Origin of the sequence: Tistrella sp. (assembly GCF_002684955.1) — a bacterium.
Lineage (GTDB): Bacteria > Pseudomonadota > Alphaproteobacteria > Tistrellales > Tistrellaceae > Tistrella > Tistrella mobilis.
In genome coordinates, this window is record NZ_NYWI01000028.1 from 12,730 (window position 1) to 27,075 (window position 14,346).

A 14,346-nucleotide genomic window follows, 5' to 3' on the forward strand; every position below is an offset into this window, starting at 1 on the left:
ATGAAACCAAGTGCAGATCGCTTTCTCGACGTCACGCATGATGTCTGCCCGATGACGTTTGTCAAAACAAAATTAATGATCGGGAAGATGTCCGGCGGTCAGATCGGTGAAGTCCGACTGAAGGCGGGCGAGCCTCTGGAGAACGTACCGCGGTCGGTTGTGGAACTGGGGCACCAGATCGTGGACCTGTCGGCTGAAACGGACACGCCGGACGTGTGGCGGCTGACCTTCCGAATCGCCGGCGGATAACGAAATCTCGGGCAGATTTCAGGCGGGAACCAAAGGCAGTTCCATGACTTCGGCATCCACCGCCGGGGCCTTGCCGCGTGCATAGTAACCGCGCCGACGACCTGCGATCCGGAAACCTGCCGACAGATAAAGAGCCCGCGCCGGCATGTTGTCGACCGCCACTTCCAGCAGCAGCCGGTCTGCCCCGCGGGCAGCTGCCCAGATCGCCGCCCCGTCGAGCAGACGCCGTCCCAATCCACGCCCGCGGCAGGCCGGATCGACGGCGATGGTCAGAATCTCGGCCTCGCCGGCCGCGGCCTGCACCATCACCATGCCGGAAAGCGCCGGCTCAGGGCCCAGGATCATCGCGGCCACCGTCGGCAGGGCCAGCAGATCGCGGATGGCGTCGGCACTCCACTGCGTCTCCCACGGGGCATCGAAGGCCCGCGCATAGAGTGCGGCCATGGCCGGCGCCGTATCGGCCGTTGCCGGCGCCAGATCATGGGTGCCGGTCACGGCGTCTCGATCCCGCTCGGCGCCGGCGGCAGGGCATCGGGTGCCCGCAGATAGAGCGGCACGGGCGGTGTGCCGCCGGCCTGCCCCGCCGCCAGATGGCGCTCTGCCAGGCCGATCAGATCGGCGGCATCCGGTTGCCCATGCCCGTGCGGCAGATCGTCACGGACCAGATCGGCCAGCCCGTGGGCATCCAGCAGCGGGCGCAGCAGCCGCGCCCCTGCCCCCACCGCCAGCGCCGGCCGGGCGACCAGATCGGCCGCCGCCGTCTCGGGCGTCACGGCCGCCGGCTCGCCGGGGCTGCCATCGGCAGCGATGCGCTGAACATAGACCTCGCCGCGCCGTGCATCGATCACTGCCAGCACCCCGCGCCCGCGGGCATCCGCAGCGGCGACATCTTTAGCGGCACCAGCGGCCAGCAGCTCCAGCGTGGTCATGCCAAGAACCGGGCAGCCGGCCGCCAGCGCCAGACCGCGGGCAAATCCCAGCCCGATGCGCACGCCGGTGAAGGTGCCGGGGCCGCGGGTGACCGCCACGGCGGCAAGCTCCACCGGTGCGACACCCGCCTCGGCCATCAGCCCCTTGACCAGGGGCGCCAGCCGTTCCGCCGCCGCCCGGGCATCCGGCAGAAAGAACCGGGCCACCACCTCTCCATGGCGGCCGATCGCCGCCGAGGTCGCCCCGGCGCAGGTGTCGAGTGCCAGAACTGCCGTCCGTCCGCCGAAGGTCATATGTATGTCCGTGCCCCCGGAGCCGTGCCTTGTGCTAGGGTTCCCCCGCCGCATAGCACGGACGGGACAGCTGATGTTAGAAGAAATCCTGAGCGCGCGGGACGGGGTCGATATCGACATCGCCTACGCCACCACCCGCAACTTCACCGGCCGGCCGATCTATGCCCGCGCCGCCTGCTTCCTGCATCCCGAGGCCGCAGCGGCGATGCGCCGGGCGATCGCCATCGCTGCACGCCAGGGGCTGCGCTTCCGCATCTACGACGCCTTCCGGCCGTCCGAGGCCCAGTGGAAGCTGTGGGAACACACGCCGGATCCGAACTTCGTCGCCGATCCGCGTCGGGGCTCGCCCCACTCTCGCGGGGCTGCGGTCGACCTCACGCTGATCGACGGGTCGGGAGAGGCGCTCGACATGGGCACGGGGTTCGACGACTTCACCCCGCTGTCGCATCACGGTGCCGCCGGCATCACGCCCGAGGCGGAACGCAACCGGCTGTTGCTGATGGGGATCATGACCACCGCTGGATGGGATTTCTACCGCAATGAATGGTGGCATTATCAGCTCTTCGACGCCCGACGCCTGCCGGTGTTGAGCGACACGGCCGCAGGCACGCGGCTGATGCCCGCCGGCTGACTGCCGGAACCTGACGCGATCACGAGGGGAGATCCGCCGAGATGTCGATCGAGGGACGCAAGCTGCTGGTCACCGGGGGAACCGGCGCACTGGGCCGCGCGGTGGTGCTGGCCGCGCTGGACCGGGGGGCCGAGGTCGCCGCGACCTATCTGGTGGCAGAGGAATGCGCCGCCGCCGAAACGGCATTCGGCGGCCGGGCGGTGCTGGTCCAGGCCGATCTGGGCAGCGAAGACCAGACGGCGACCGCCGTGGACGCCGCGGCGGCGGCCCTGGGCGGCCTCGACGGCATCGTCGCCATCGCCGGCGGCTTCGATATGGGGCCGCTTGCCGAGGTGGACGGCAGCCGCTTCGACGCGATGATGTCGATGAATGCCCGCAGTCTCTATCACACGCTCCGGGCCGGCGTGCCGCATCTGAAGGCGGCCGGCGGCGGATCGATCACCGCCATCGGCGCCAGGCCCGCGGTCGCAGGGGCGGCACAGATGGCAGCCTATGCCGCCTCGAAGGCGGCGGTGATGTCGCTGGTCCAGAGCCTGTCGCAGGAACTGCTGGCGAGCCATATCCGCGTCAATGCCGTGCTGCCCTCGATCATCGACACCCCGGCCAACCGCGCGGCCATGCCCGATGCCGATCATGCTGCCTGGGTCACGCCCGAGGCACTGGCGAAGATCATCCTGTTCCTGACCTCATCGGAGGCCGCCCCGATCAGCGGCGCCCTGGTGCCCGCCTATGGCCGCGCCTGACCGACCGTCTGCGGCACCCGGCCGCCGCGCCCTGGTCCTGATCCCGCCGCGCAAGCGCGACCGGCTGGCCAAGGGGTTCGATCGCGACGAGCTGGAGCGCCGCCTGATCCGCGCCGGCTTCCGCCCCGACATCCCGGATCTGGACGGGCCCGACGCTTTTCCCGAGGCCATCCGCACGGCAGGCGCCTCGGCGGAGCCGCCGGCCCTCGTCATGGTCGGCGGTGGCGACGGCACCCTCTCGGCCGTGGCCGACGCCATGGCCGAGACCGGGTTGACGCTCGCCATCCTGCCGCTCGGCACCGCAAATGATCTCGCCCGCACGCTCGCCATTCCGGCCGATCCCGCCCAGGCGGTGGACGTGGCGCTGAAGGGGCGCGTGCGGCAGATCGATATCGGCACCGTCGATGGCCGCGGCTTTTTCAACGTCGCCAGCATCGGCCTGTCGGTCGACGTCGCCGAGGCGCTGGATGGCGAGGAAAAGCGTCGTTTCGGCCCGCTCGCCTATCTGTTCGCACTGTTCAGGGTGGTGACCCGGCACCGTCGCTTCCACAGCGTTCTGACGGTCGACAACCGGCGGGTGGAGATGCGGGCGATCATGGTCGCGGTTGCCAACGGCCGCTATCACGGCGGCGGGCTGACCGTTGCCCCCGATGCCGCGATCGACGACGGCCGGCTGGACGTCTATGTGATCGAGCCCGTCTCCCACTGGCGCATGGCCTTGCTGCTGCCGGCGCTGCGTCTTGGAACCGCCGATGCCTGGATGGGTGTTCACCGTATGTCGGGCCGTGAGGTCCGGGTCGAAACCCCGTCCAAGCCGAAGCGGATCAATGTCGACGGCGAAATCCTGACCAAAACCCCGGCGAGCTTCGGCCTGAAACGCCGGGCGATCCGGGTCATGACCCCCGACCGGCCAGCGGCCGAGCTGCCGGGCACCCGGAACCGGCCGGACAACCGGCCTCCGTCATCCCCCCCACGCGCTCCGCACCCGGCGCCGCCTGAAGATCAGGAGGAGCAGATGCATCCCGAAGAGGAAGGCCTTGCCACCGAGGCCGAGATCGCCCTGCAGGATCTGGCCCGTGCCGCCCGCGAGGGCGTGGCGCTGACCGAACGGCTCGCCCTTCATGCCGGCCCGCATCTGGGCGAAGAGGTGGTGGCGGCGCTGGGCCGGATCGGCGGCGCCTGGGGCCGGATCGCCATCACCGCCGACGAGGCGCTGGATGCGATGGACCTGCCCACCCGCGACGCCGATGACGACCGGGCGCTGATCGAGGATGTGGTGAACTGGCTGGAAGGTCTGGTCGGCATGCCGCTGGATCAGCGGGTCAGCCAGCGCCTGCATCAGGCGGCGACCCGGATCGAGATCGCGATCGAAGAGGTCCGTCAGGTCGGCCAGGCCCGCGTGGCCGAAGTCGTTACCGCCGCCTATGACGAGGCCTGGTCGCTGATCGTGGCATCTCTGCCCGATCCCGATGGCGGCGGCGCCTCGGACTGAGCCATCTCGTCGTCGCGGGAGACGCCGCGAATCATCGCCCTGAGCTTGGCGACATAGCGCGGCCCCAGCTCCGAATAGGCACTGAGGCCGCCCGCCAGCTGCAGCGGATCGGGCAAGGTGCCGTCCAGCCGCGCCTCGGCACGGTGGCGCCGGAAGGCGGCATAGGCGCGGTGGGTGTTCAGATTGTGGACATAGGCCGCGACCGAGGCGGTGATGTCGGGGAAGGCACGCGCGACATGGGCCGCCCCGCGCTTGCGCGCCAGCGGCATCACACCGTCGGCCAGCCGCCAGGCCCGCTCGCCGAACAGCGCATGAGCCTCGTGCGCCAGACGGGAGCGGCCCCAGCCGCTTTCCAGGGCCGCCTGGGCGGTGATCAGGGCCGGCGGCACGGTGTCCACCCGCACCAGCAGACGCACCGGATCGTCGGCGGGAACGCCATAACGGGCGGCGATGGCCGCGACCCGCGCCTCCAGCCCGCGGGGCGGCCGACGTCCTTCCGCCCGGGCATCGGCCGCCAGCGTCACCAGCGCCCGTTCCAGCCGCACCCGGGCATTCACCGCCCGGATGGCGGGGTCAAGCGTGTCGCGAAACAGGGCCTTGCGGGTGTCGGTATCGAGCGCACCGGCCAGCTCGGCCGGCAGCGCCCCGGGTGCCGCCGCCTCGGCACGGCGGAGATCTAAGGCCGCCAGCGTCGCCGGCGACAGCCCGAAACCGCCGGCCGGCCGCGGCAGCACGCCCAGAGCGGACCCGAACGCGACCAGCCCGGCCGCAACGGCGACGGCCAGGCAGGCGAGACGGTAGCGGGGTGTCATCACGCGGAAGGTCGGCTCAGACCTGACGGACCTCGACCACCTCGGGCACATAGTGCTTGAGCATGGTCTCGATGCCGTTTTTGAGCGTCATGGTCGAGCTGGGGCAGCCCGAGCAGGCACCATGCATCTGCAGATAGACGATGCCGTGATCGAAACCCTCGAACACGATGTCGCCGCCATCCTGGGCCACGGCCGGGCGGACCCGGGTATCGATCAGCTCGCGGATGGTCGCCGTCACCTCGTCCTCGTCGACGGCCGGAGCGGCTGCCGCATCGCCTTCACCGGTCAGCACAGGCCGGCCCGAGGTGAAGTGCTCCATGATGTCCGACAGGATCAGCGGCTTCAGCAGCATCCAGTCGGCCTGTTCGGACTTGGTGACCGAGACGAAATCGGCCCCCAGATAGATGCCTTCGACGCCGTCGATGGCGAGCAGGGTGCCGGCCAGCGGCGAGCGGGCCGTGTCGTCGCCGCGCGCGAACTGGGCGCCGCCCTCGGCCACATCCCGGCCGGGCAGGAACTTCAGCGTCAGCGGATTGGGCGTCCGCTCGGTCTGGATGAACATCGGACCTGATCCTCTCTGCGGCTTTCGGGTGACGGAACCCATGCCGTCTGTCGTGCCCTGATTTGGCACCTCGATCCGGCGGGATCAAGACGTCTTCGACGCAGCCCCGTTCTGCACGATCCCCTCCTGTGGCACTCCTGCATGCCCCGGGCGGTGATCGCGGGCGAGCACGGTATAGACGGTCGGCAGCACGAACAGGGTGAACAGCGTGCCGACCATCATGCCCGAGACGATCACCACCCCAAGGCCGAAGCGGCTTGCGGCCCCGGCCCCTGCGGCAAAGAGCAGCGGCACCAGGCCGAAGACCATGGCCGCCGTGGTCATCAACACCGGCCGGAGCCGGATCTCCGCCGCCCGCCGGATCGCCTCCCGCCGGGCCAGCCCTTCATGCAGCTGCAATTCGTTGGCAAACTCGACCATCAGGATGCCGTGTTTGGCGATCAACCCGATCAGGGTGACCAGCCCGATCTGGGTATAGATGTTGAGCGTGGCCGCCCCCATCGCCAGCGGCGCCAATGCCCCGCAGATCGACAGCGGTACCGTGATCAGGATGATCAGCGGATCGACCAGGCTCTCATACTGCGCGGCCAGCACCAGATAGATCACCACCAGCGCCGCCAGGAAGGCGATGACGAGGCTCGCCCCTTCCTGAACGTATTGGCGCGAATCCGACTGCCAGTCATGGCTGAATCCGGCCGGCAAGGCCCGGGCCTCGGCGTCGAGAAACGCGACCGCCTGCCCCATGGAGACGCCCGGCGCCGGAATGGTCTGGATGGTCGCGGCATTCTGCTGGTCGAACTGGCTGAGCCGGTTGGGCTCCACCCGCATCGAGATCTCCGCGACCGCCCGAAGCGGTACCAGCGTGCCGTCGCGGCTGCGCAGGAACTGGCGGCCGAGGGCGTCCGGGGTCAACCGCTCACTCTGCAGGCTCTGGGGAATGACGTCGTAGGACCGGCCGGCCATGGCAAAGCGGTTGACGTAGTTCTCGCCCACCAGGACCGCCAGCGTCTCGCCGATATCGGCCATGGCGATGCCCAGGCTCGCCGCCTTGTTCCGGTCGACCGACACCTGCACCACCGGCCGGTCATAGTCCAGATCGCCGTCGACCACCACGAACAGCCCGCTCTCCCGCGCCCGTTGCTTGATCTCTTCCATGGTTCGGTAGAGCACGTCATGAGGCTCGGGCGTGCGCAGCACCATCTGCACCGGCAGACCGCCGGTGGAGCCGGGCAGCGGCGCCGGCTGGAACACGAAGATCGCGCTGCCCTCCACCTCGGCCACCGCCTGCTGCAACCCCGCCTGGACGTCCGACGCCGTGCGGCTGCGGGCCTCCCAGCGGGAGAGATTGGCGCCGCCGAAGCTTGCAGACGGCCCGTCGGTGCCGTTGATGATCCAGGTGCCGACCGTCTCGGGCATCGCCGCGAACACCTCGTCCAGCCGGGCCGCAAACCGCTCGGCATAGGCGAGATTGGCATGCTGGGGCGACTTGATCGCCGCCAGGACCGAGGCCTGATCCTCGACCGGCGCCAGCTCCCGCGCCGGCATCTGGTAGAGCAGCGGCAGGCTGATGCAGACGCCCAGCGCCACCAGCCCGGTTGCCCAGCGATGGCGCAACGACAGGCCGAGCAGATGCCCGTAGCTGCGGGTCAGCCCGCCGAAAACCCGCTCCGTCACCCGCGCCATCCGGCTTTCATGAAGCTTCGCCGTCAGCAGCAGCGAACTCATCACCGGCGAGAGGGTCAGCGCCACCACGCCCGAGACCACCACCGATCCGGCCAGCGTCAGGGCGAATTCCCGGAACAACGCCCCGGTCAGCCCGCCCATCAAGCCGATCGGCGCGTAGACCGCAGCCAGCGTCAGCGTCATGGCGACCACCGGCCCCGCCACCTCGCGGGCGCCGATCAGCGCTGCCTCGAAGGGCGTGCGCCCTTCCTCGACATGGCGATGGACGTTCTCGACCACCACGATCGCATCATCGACCACAAGCCCGATCGCCAGCACCATGGCGAGCAGGGTGAGCAGGTTCAGACTGAATCCGAAAGCGAGCATCAGGGCCGCCGCCCCCAGCATCGACAGCGGGATGGTCACAACCGGGATCAGCACGCTGCGCAGCGAGCCGAGGCAGAGGAAGATCACCACCACCACGATCACCAGCGCCTCGACCAGGGTGTGCAGCACCTCGTCGATCGAGGCCTGGATGAAGCCCGCACTTTCATAGGCGAGATCGACGCGGACATCGGGTGGCAGGGTCTTGCCGATCGCGGGCAGAAGATCGCGGATGCCGTCGACGATCACCAGCGGGTTGCCGGCCGGCGTCGGAAACAGACCGAGGAAGACCGCGGCCTCACCATCCATCACCGCACTGGTCTGGGTGGAGGCGGCGCCCAGCTCGATCGTGGCCACATCGCCCAGCCGGACCAGCCCGCGGGCATCGTCGCGGATCACCATCTCGCGGAAGCCGGCGACGTCGGTGACGTCGGTATTGACCGAGAGGTCCGAGAGCACATAGAGCCCGTCCAGCCGGCCGGGGGCAGCCTGGACATTGTTGGACCTGAGGGCGGCCGCCACATCGCCCCCCGTCAGCCCACGGGCCGCCAGCCGGTCCGGATCGAGCCAGAGCCGCATAGCCAGCTTCTGCCCACCGAAGACCTGGACCTTGGCGACACCATCGATGCCCGAGAACATCGGCTCCACCACCCGTGACAGATAGTCGGTCAGGGCCGGTATCGGCAGGGTATCGCTGGCAAAGCCGACATAGGCCACGGCGGTCGAATCGCCCGCCGAGCGTTCGATCACCGGATCATAGGCCGCTTCGGGCAGGCGGTAGCGGACCGACGACACTTTGGCCATCACCTCGGTCATCGCCCGGGTCGAGTCGCGGTTCAGCTCCATGCGGATCGTCACCGTGCTCCGCCCTTGCACGGAGGACGAGGAGAGATAGTCGATGCCCTCCACCGACGAGACCGCCTGAGTGATCGGCTGGGTGACGAAGCCCTGCATCAGCTCGGCCGAGGCCCCGGGATAGTCGGTGGTGACGGTGATCGTGGCGCTCTCCAGCGCCGGATACTGCCGGATCGGCAACTGGCCGAGCGAGACCGCGCCGCCCAGCAGGATCAACATGCTGACCACCAGCGCCAGCACCGGGCGGCGGACGAAGATGTCGGTGAAGCTCATGGCCGCACCTCGAGCGTGTCATGCGCAACCGGCTCCACCGCCATACCGTCCACCAGCCGCACCTGGCCCGAGGTCACCACCCGGTCGCCATCGGCGAGCCCGGAGACGATCTCGGCACGCCCGTCCCAACGCGCGCCCACCTCGACCGCCACCCGGGTCGCGACCAGCCCGCGTGCCGGATCGGCGCGCGCCACGAACAGGCTGTCGCCATAGGCGGTATAGGTGATGGCGGTCTCGGGCACCACCAGCGCCGGGGGGCCGGAGGGTCTGACCACCCGCACGCCGGCGAACATCCCGGCTTTGAGCCGCCCGTCAGGCTCGGGCAGCGTCGCCTGGATCCGGACCATCCGGGCGTCACCGATCAACGGGTCGATGGCGGTGATCTCCGCCACGAACACTTGATCGGGCCAGGCGTCGGCCGAAACCTCTACCCGCTGCCCCAGGCTCAACTCCGGCATGGCCTGCTCGTCGAGTGCGAAATTGATCCGAAGCAGGCTGGTATCGACCAGGCTCACCACCGGCGCGCCGGTTTCCAGATACTGCCCTGGATGCACCCGGCGGATGCCGGCAACCCCGTCGAACGGCGCCCGGATCGCCTTCTGATCGATAAGCGCCCGGGTCCGTGCGACGGCCGCCGCCGTCACGTCACGCTCCGCCTGGGCATCGTCCAGCTGCTCGCGAGAGGCGGCATTACGCTCGACCAGCCTCTTCAGGCGGGCAAGACGGGCCTCGGCATTGCGCAGCTGGGCCAGTTGCTGCTGCAGCTCGGCACGTTCCACCGCATCGTTCAGCTGCACCAGCAGTGTGCCGGCCTTGACCGCTTCGCCCGAGGTGACGTCGATGCCGGTGATCCGGCCGCTGGTTTCGGCCGCCACGAGCACCTGTCGGATGGCCTCCACCTCGCCCACGCCCTGAAAGCGCCGCGGCACCGTCACCCGTTCGGCCGTGGCCAATGCCACCTTCGTCGCCGGCCAGGCGGGCGCCGCCGGGGCCGGCCGGGGCTCCGCCAGAAGCAACCAGGCGCCGGCGAGGCCGGCGGCGGCGACCGCGGCGAGGCAGATCCTGGCGGTCAGCCAGAGCCAGGCGCTGTCGAGCGCCCGTTCGATGAACCCTGTCACGGAACCGATCCCGTTGCTGAATGAAGGCCGGCAGGCTTGCCGGTCCGGATCGGCCGGACTATAGAACCTCAAGTAAAGTTGAGGTCAATGGGGAACCGGGCATGCCGATAAAGCCGGACGACCGCGCCGATGCGCATCGGATCCTGACCGTGGGGGAGGTCGCAAAACGCGCCGGGGTTGCGGTCTCGACCCTGCATTTCTACGAAAGCCGTGGCCTGATCCGCAGCATGCGCAGCGCCGGCAACCAGCGCCGCTTTCCGGCCGCGGTGCTGCGCAGGATCGCGATCATCAAGGTGGCTCAGCGCGCCGGTATTCCGCTCGAAGACATCGGGGCGGCGCTCGCCCCCTTCCCGCCCGATGCGAAGCTGAGTGCCGCCGAGTGGAAGGACATGTCGTCGCGCTGGCGCGCCATGCTGGAGGCGCGGATCACCCGCCTGACCAGGCTGCGCGACGAGCTGGACGGCTGCATCGGCTGCGGCTGCCTGTCGCTGGCCGACTGCCCGCTGCGCAATCCCGGCGATGCGCTGGGCCGTGAGGGGGCAGGCCCCAGGCTTCTGGAGCGCCCGTGAAAGTCACACCTCCGCAATTATCGGGCAGGCGTGAGCTTTACCACTCGACGCGGGCACATCGAGCCACGATATGAACGTGGGCGCGTTGTGCCGACACGCCCCGCCCCACCGCCTGCAGGACGATCCGATGATGGAAGCCGAACGCCTGGACGACGTCTTAGTGCCGCGTACACCCGTGCGCCGTGCCGCCGCGGTCCCGTCGGTGCTGGGCCCGGATCCGATCGGTGAGTGGCTTGCCCAGGAAGGTCCCGGCCTGCCGGTGGGAGAGCTGATCGCCGGCCTGTCCGAGCGGTTGCTGGCAGCAGGTGTGCCGATCGATCGGGCTACCCTGCATCTGCGCCTTCTGGACCCGCAATTCCGCGGCGTGTCGATCGAATGGCGACCCGACCAGCCGGTCGAGGAGATCCGTCGCGCCCACGGGGTGGAGTTGACCGAGGCATATCTGCGCAGCCCCTTCATGCTCGTCGCCGAACACGGCGTCGGCGTGCGCCGACGGCTGACCGGCCCCAACGCCCAGATCGGCGATTTCCCGATCCTGGCCGAGCTGCACGAAGAGGGCTTCACCGATTATGCGATGATGCCGCTCGCCTTCCATGACGGCACACCCAACGCCCTGTCGCTCGCCACCCGCAATCCCGGCGGCTTCAGCGAGGGCGATCTGCGCCGGGTATCGTCCCTGCTGCCGATGGTGACGCTGGCGGTGGAGGTGATCAGCCAGCGCGGCCAGGTTCGCACCCTGCTCAAGACTTATCTGGGCGACGATGCCGGCGAACGGGTGCTGGCCGGCACCATCAAGCGCGGCGATGTGGAACGGATGAACGCCGCGATCTGGTTCTCGGACCTGCGCGGCTTCACCGCCATGTCGGAACGGGTGGCGCCCGAGGTGCTGATCGCCACGCTGAACGACCATTTCGAGGTGATGAACCGCGCGATCACCGCCCATGGCGGCCAGGTGATGAAGCTGATCGGCGACGGCGTGCTCGCCGTCTTCCCGACCCCGGTGCGCGAAGGGGCCTGCCCCTATGCCGGCTGTGCGGCGCTGGATGCCGCCCGCGACGCCGTCCGCGGCATGGCGGAGCTGAACGCCCGCCGCCGGGCACTGGGCCAGGAACCGCTGGCATTCGGCCTGGGCCTGCATGCGGGCGAAGTGCTCTACGGCAATATCGGGGCCCCCGAACGGCTGGACTTCACCGTCATCGGCCAGGCCGTCAACGAAGCAAGCCGGCTGGAGGTTCTGGCCCGCGATCTGGGCCGCACGGTCGCGATCTCATCCACCATCGCCCGGATCGTCGAACATATGGGCCGCAGGCTCGAACCGCTCGGCACCTTCCATCTGCGCGGGCTCGCCGCCGAGGAAGAGGTCTATACCCTGCCCGAGGATTGCGAGGATTGCGGCGTGGATGTGCCGGCAGAGGCCGCCGCCGTCAGGTAAGACGCAGCAGATCGTCCTCGGACAGGTTGCCGGGGACGATCGTCATCGGCACCAGCAACTCCCCCGCCAGCTGGCTTGCCAGCCAGCGCACCAGCTTGCCCGGCCCTTCCGATGGTGGGCGGGCGGCCAGCACGATCATGCCGATATCCTTGTCCTCGCGCATCTGGCGCAGGATCTCGTCGCCGATCGGGCCGACGCGGACCAGCAGTTCGGGCATCAATCCGGCGAAAGCGTTCACCTCGGCCGCAATCTCCTGCAGCACCTGCTCGGCCTGCTCGCGCAGTTCCTCGGCCATCAGATTGCCGACCGACATCCAGTGCTGGTTCTCGGCCGGCTCGATCACGGTCAGCAGGGTCACCCGGCCACCACGGGCGCGGGCACGCCGGCAGGCATAGCGCACCGCCACCCGGCTATGGGCGCTGCCATCGACGCAGACCAGGAATTTGACGGCGGGCCGGGGCTTGGGCACGGCCGCAGGGTCGGGGGTCGAAGTCTCGTCGGTCATCGGATGACAACCTCCTCAGAAGCGGCGGAACACGAAGCCTGCGGTCCAGCCGGCGGTCAGCGCAATCAGCACCGCGGCGATGCCGTAGCCGAGCGGCTGTTCATGGGCCAGACGGGCGATGTTGTCGCCCAGCCCGTCCTTGCGCACGAACAGGGGCGTGGTCTGCGCCGCCACCACCCGGCCCTCGTTCACCAGGAAGATCTCGGCCCGGTAGCCGCCGGTGGTGACATTGGACGGAAAGGCGACCGTCACCCGGAACAAACGGTCCCCCAATCGCGAGATCGGCTGCACCGCGGGCACGAACAGGCCGGCCTGCTGGCGGTTCCGGATCAGCGCGTCGCGGAAGACGGCGCGTTCCTCGGGGGCCGCATCCTCGCCGCCGGGGAAGTCCAGCCGGGTGAGGCCGATGCGATGCCGGGCCAGCATCTGGTCATTGGTGAAGGTCTCAAGTGGCGCACTTGCCCCCACCCAATAGAAGGCCGGCACCTGATTGAAGCGGATCGTGCGGGCATTGATCCACATGCCGAGGATACGGTCCTTGCGGCGGATGTCGACCGTCTCGGCCGGGCCGCGGATCACCACGATCACCTCGCCCGGGCCTTCGGTCGCGCCGAACAGCAGCAGTTCGGTGCCGGTGAAGCTGGAGGTGATGGAGATCAGATGGCTGGAAAGGTCCGCCACCAGCGGCTGTGCCCGGGCACGCAGGGTTCCCGACACCGCCGTCACCAGCGCGGCCGCCAGGGTCAGCAGAAAGACGAACAGGGCCGGCAGCCTGGCGATGCGCAGCATGTCGGCCATCAGCCCGGCCCCACGACCACGGCCGAGAACAGCTCGTCGGGCCGGATCACCAGATCGGCACCGATCTTGATTGCAGTCAGCACCACCACGGCCGCAAGCAGGCCGCGCAGATGCTCGCCGCGCAGCTTCGTGGTCAGCCTGGAGCCCACCTGGGCGCCGATCACGCTGCCGATCACCAGGATGGCCGCCAGCACCAGATCCACCGCCTCGGTCGTGACCGCGTGCATGATCGTGACGTTCATCGACACGAACAGAATCTGGAACAGCGAGGTGCCGACCACGACCAGCGTCGGCATGCCCAGGATATAGATCATCGCCGGGATCATGATGAAGCCGCCGCCGACGCCCAGAATGGCGGTCAGCACGCCGACCCCCGCCCCCAGCGCCAGCGGCAGCAGCGCCGAGATGTAGAGTTTGGACTTCCGGAAGCGCAGCTTGAAGGGCAGCCCGTGCATCCAGTTGTGCTGATGGCGCTTCTTCGCCGGCTGATTGCGGACCAGCAGGCTGCGGACCGACTCGATGCCCATCAGCACGCCGATCACGCCCAGGAACAGCACATAGGAGACGCCGATCACCAGGTCGATCTGGCCGATCGCCTGCAGCCAGCGGAAGATCAGGATCCCGACGCCGGATCCTGCCAGACCGCCGATCAGCAGCACGCCGCCCATCCGGACATCGACCGTGCCGCGACGCCAATGGGCCAGCAGGCCCGACACCGAGGCCGCAACCACCTGATTGGCCCCGGTCGCCACCGCCACCGGTGGCGGCACACCCACGAACATCAGCAGCGGCGTCATCAGAAAGCCGCCACCGACACCGACCAGACCCGAGAGAAAGCCCACACCCAGCCCCATCAGCAGGATCGCGATCGCATCGATCGACAGCTCGGCGATGGGGAGATAGATCTGCATGACGGTCCGTCTGGCGCGGGGACCGGTCCTGAAGGCGACCGGGCCGGACCATTCTGGTCCGGCCCGTCGGCGCTTGCAACCCGAAGACCGCGGTTTTCCGCGATCCGGGCCATGTCGTGAAGGTCCG

Annotated in this window: 15 protein-coding genes; 6 read left to right on the forward strand and 9 right to left on the reverse strand. The window is 69.1% G+C overall.

Annotated features, from left to right (window positions below):
* The gene (locus tag CMO28_RS06830) at window positions 1–249 is read left to right on the forward strand and encodes a sulfurtransferase TusA family protein (RefSeq protein WP_041605096.1); all 249 of its coding nucleotides are present in this window, start codon (window positions 1–3) and stop codon (window positions 247–249) included.
* Window positions 250–267: 18 nt separating this feature from the next.
* On the opposite strand, the gene CMO28_RS06835 is transcribed toward CMO28_RS06830, so the two are convergent.
* Together CMO28_RS06835 and tsaB are read right to left on the reverse strand one after the other, a co-directional pair.
* Complete coding sequence (locus CMO28_RS06835) at window positions 268–744, reverse strand: GNAT family N-acetyltransferase (protein WP_231889412.1); 477 nt, start codon at window positions 742–744, stop codon at window positions 268–270.
* Window positions 741–1,472, reverse strand: a complete 732-nt coding sequence (tsaB, locus tag CMO28_RS06840; protein WP_296711538.1) for a tRNA (adenosine(37)-N6)-threonylcarbamoyltransferase complex dimerization subunit type 1 TsaB — start codon at window positions 1,470–1,472, stop codon at window positions 741–743. Before tsaB ends, CMO28_RS06835 begins: the two co-directional genes overlap by 4 nt.
* Before the next feature lie 73 nt (window positions 1,473–1,545).
* On the opposite strand from tsaB, the gene ddpX reads away from it, so the two are divergent.
* From ddpX to CMO28_RS06855, 3 genes are read left to right on the forward strand one after another with little or no spacing between them, the layout of a single operon-like run.
* Entirely contained in the window at window positions 1,546–2,103 is a 558-nt protein-coding gene (gene ddpX / locus CMO28_RS06845) for a D-alanyl-D-alanine dipeptidase (RefSeq protein WP_296711540.1), read from the forward strand.
* 41 nt (window positions 2,104–2,144) lie between these two features.
* Window positions 2,145–2,846, forward strand: coding sequence for an SDR family NAD(P)-dependent oxidoreductase (locus CMO28_RS06850; protein ID WP_296711543.1), 702 nt, complete (start codon window positions 2,145–2,147; stop codon window positions 2,844–2,846).
* Window positions 2,833–4,338, forward strand: coding sequence for a lipid kinase (locus CMO28_RS06855; protein ID WP_296711545.1), 1,506 nt, complete (start codon window positions 2,833–2,835; stop codon window positions 4,336–4,338). The genes CMO28_RS06850 and CMO28_RS06855 overlap by 14 nt, the downstream gene beginning before the upstream one ends.
* Here the strand turns inward: CMO28_RS06855 and CMO28_RS06860 are convergent.
* From CMO28_RS06860 to CMO28_RS06875, 4 genes are all read right to left on the reverse strand, one after another.
* Entirely contained in the window at window positions 4,269–5,150 is an 882-nt protein-coding gene (locus CMO28_RS06860) for a glucosaminidase domain-containing protein (protein WP_296711548.1), read from the reverse strand. The two genes, CMO28_RS06855 and CMO28_RS06860, sit on opposite strands and share 70 nt — an antisense overlap.
* Before the next feature lie 16 nt (window positions 5,151–5,166).
* Entirely contained in the window at window positions 5,167–5,712 is a 546-nt protein-coding gene (locus CMO28_RS06865; protein ID WP_014747036.1) for a NifU family protein, read from the reverse strand.
* Window positions 5,713–5,796: 84 nt separating this feature from the next.
* On the reverse strand, window positions 5,797–8,886 hold the full coding sequence (locus CMO28_RS06870; RefSeq protein WP_296711555.1) for a MexW/MexI family multidrug efflux RND transporter permease subunit: 3,090 nt from the start codon (window positions 8,884–8,886) through the stop codon (window positions 5,797–5,799).
* A complete protein-coding gene (locus CMO28_RS06875; protein WP_296711556.1) occupies window positions 8,883–10,004 on the reverse strand; it encodes an efflux RND transporter periplasmic adaptor subunit in 1,122 nt (373 codons plus the stop codon). Before CMO28_RS06875 ends, CMO28_RS06870 begins: the two co-directional genes overlap by 4 nt.
* Before the next feature lie 101 nt (window positions 10,005–10,105).
* On the opposite strand from CMO28_RS06875, the gene soxR reads away from it, so the two are divergent.
* Window positions 10,106–10,573: a redox-sensitive transcriptional activator SoxR gene (gene soxR, locus CMO28_RS06880; RefSeq protein WP_296711559.1), complete on the forward strand. Its 468-nt coding sequence runs from the start codon at window positions 10,106–10,108 to the stop codon at window positions 10,571–10,573.
* 127 nt (window positions 10,574–10,700) lie between these two features.
* The gene (locus tag CMO28_RS06885) at window positions 10,701–12,005 is read left to right on the forward strand and encodes an adenylate/guanylate cyclase domain-containing protein (protein ID WP_296711562.1); all 1,305 of its coding nucleotides are present in this window, start codon (window positions 10,701–10,703) and stop codon (window positions 12,003–12,005) included.
* Here the strand turns inward: CMO28_RS06885 and CMO28_RS06890 are convergent.
* The 3 genes from CMO28_RS06890 to CMO28_RS06900 are packed head-to-tail and all read right to left on the reverse strand — an operon-like array spanning window position 11,998 to window position 14,219.
* The gene (locus tag CMO28_RS06890; protein ID WP_296711564.1) at window positions 11,998–12,510 is read right to left on the reverse strand and encodes a universal stress protein; all 513 of its coding nucleotides are present in this window, start codon (window positions 12,508–12,510) and stop codon (window positions 11,998–12,000) included. The genes CMO28_RS06885 and CMO28_RS06890 overlap by 8 nt on opposite strands.
* A gap of 15 nt (window positions 12,511–12,525) precedes the next feature.
* A complete protein-coding gene (locus CMO28_RS06895) occupies window positions 12,526–13,308 on the reverse strand; it encodes a TIGR02186 family protein (RefSeq protein ID WP_014747029.1) in 783 nt (260 codons plus the stop codon).
* Window positions 13,308–14,219, reverse strand: coding sequence for a sulfite exporter TauE/SafE family protein (locus tag CMO28_RS06900; protein WP_014747028.1), 912 nt, complete (start codon window positions 14,217–14,219; stop codon window positions 13,308–13,310). The genes CMO28_RS06895 and CMO28_RS06900 overlap by 1 nt, the downstream gene beginning before the upstream one ends.
* Window positions 14,220–14,346: the final 127 nt, after the last annotated feature.

Excerpts from the sequence above, each read along its gene's own strand:
- CMO28_RS06830 (WP_041605096.1), top strand. The coding sequence starts at position 1 with ATGAAACCAAGTGCAGATCGCTTTCTCGACGTCACGCATGATGTCTGC.
- tsaB (WP_296711538.1), bottom strand. The coding sequence starts at position 1,472 with ATGACCTTCGGCGGACGGACGGCAGTTCTGGCACTCGACACCTGCGCC.
- ddpX (WP_296711540.1), top strand. The coding sequence starts at position 1,546 with ATGTTAGAAGAAATCCTGAGCGCGCGGGACGGGGTCGATATCGACATC.
- CMO28_RS06850 (WP_296711543.1), top strand. The coding sequence starts at position 2,145 with ATGTCGATCGAGGGACGCAAGCTGCTGGTCACCGGGGGAACCGGCGCA.
- CMO28_RS06855 (WP_296711545.1), top strand. The coding sequence starts at position 2,833 with ATGGCCGCGCCTGACCGACCGTCTGCGGCACCCGGCCGCCGCGCCCTG.
- CMO28_RS06860 (WP_296711548.1), bottom strand. The coding sequence starts at position 5,150 with ATGACACCCCGCTACCGTCTCGCCTGCCTGGCCGTCGCCGTTGCGGCC.
- CMO28_RS06865 (WP_014747036.1), bottom strand. The coding sequence starts at position 5,712 with ATGTTCATCCAGACCGAGCGGACGCCCAATCCGCTGACGCTGAAGTTC.
- CMO28_RS06870 (WP_296711555.1), bottom strand. The coding sequence starts at position 8,886 with ATGAGCTTCACCGACATCTTCGTCCGCCGCCCGGTGCTGGCGCTGGTG.
- soxR (WP_296711559.1), top strand. The coding sequence starts at position 10,106 with ATGCCGATAAAGCCGGACGACCGCGCCGATGCGCATCGGATCCTGACC.
- CMO28_RS06885 (WP_296711562.1), top strand. The coding sequence starts at position 10,701 with ATGATGGAAGCCGAACGCCTGGACGACGTCTTAGTGCCGCGTACACCC.
- CMO28_RS06890 (WP_296711564.1), bottom strand. The coding sequence starts at position 12,510 with ATGACCGACGAGACTTCGACCCCCGACCCTGCGGCCGTGCCCAAGCCC.
- CMO28_RS06895 (WP_014747029.1), bottom strand. The coding sequence starts at position 13,308 with ATGGCCGACATGCTGCGCATCGCCAGGCTGCCGGCCCTGTTCGTCTTT.
- CMO28_RS06900 (WP_014747028.1), bottom strand. The coding sequence starts at position 14,219 with ATGCAGATCTATCTCCCCATCGCCGAGCTGTCGATCGATGCGATCGCG.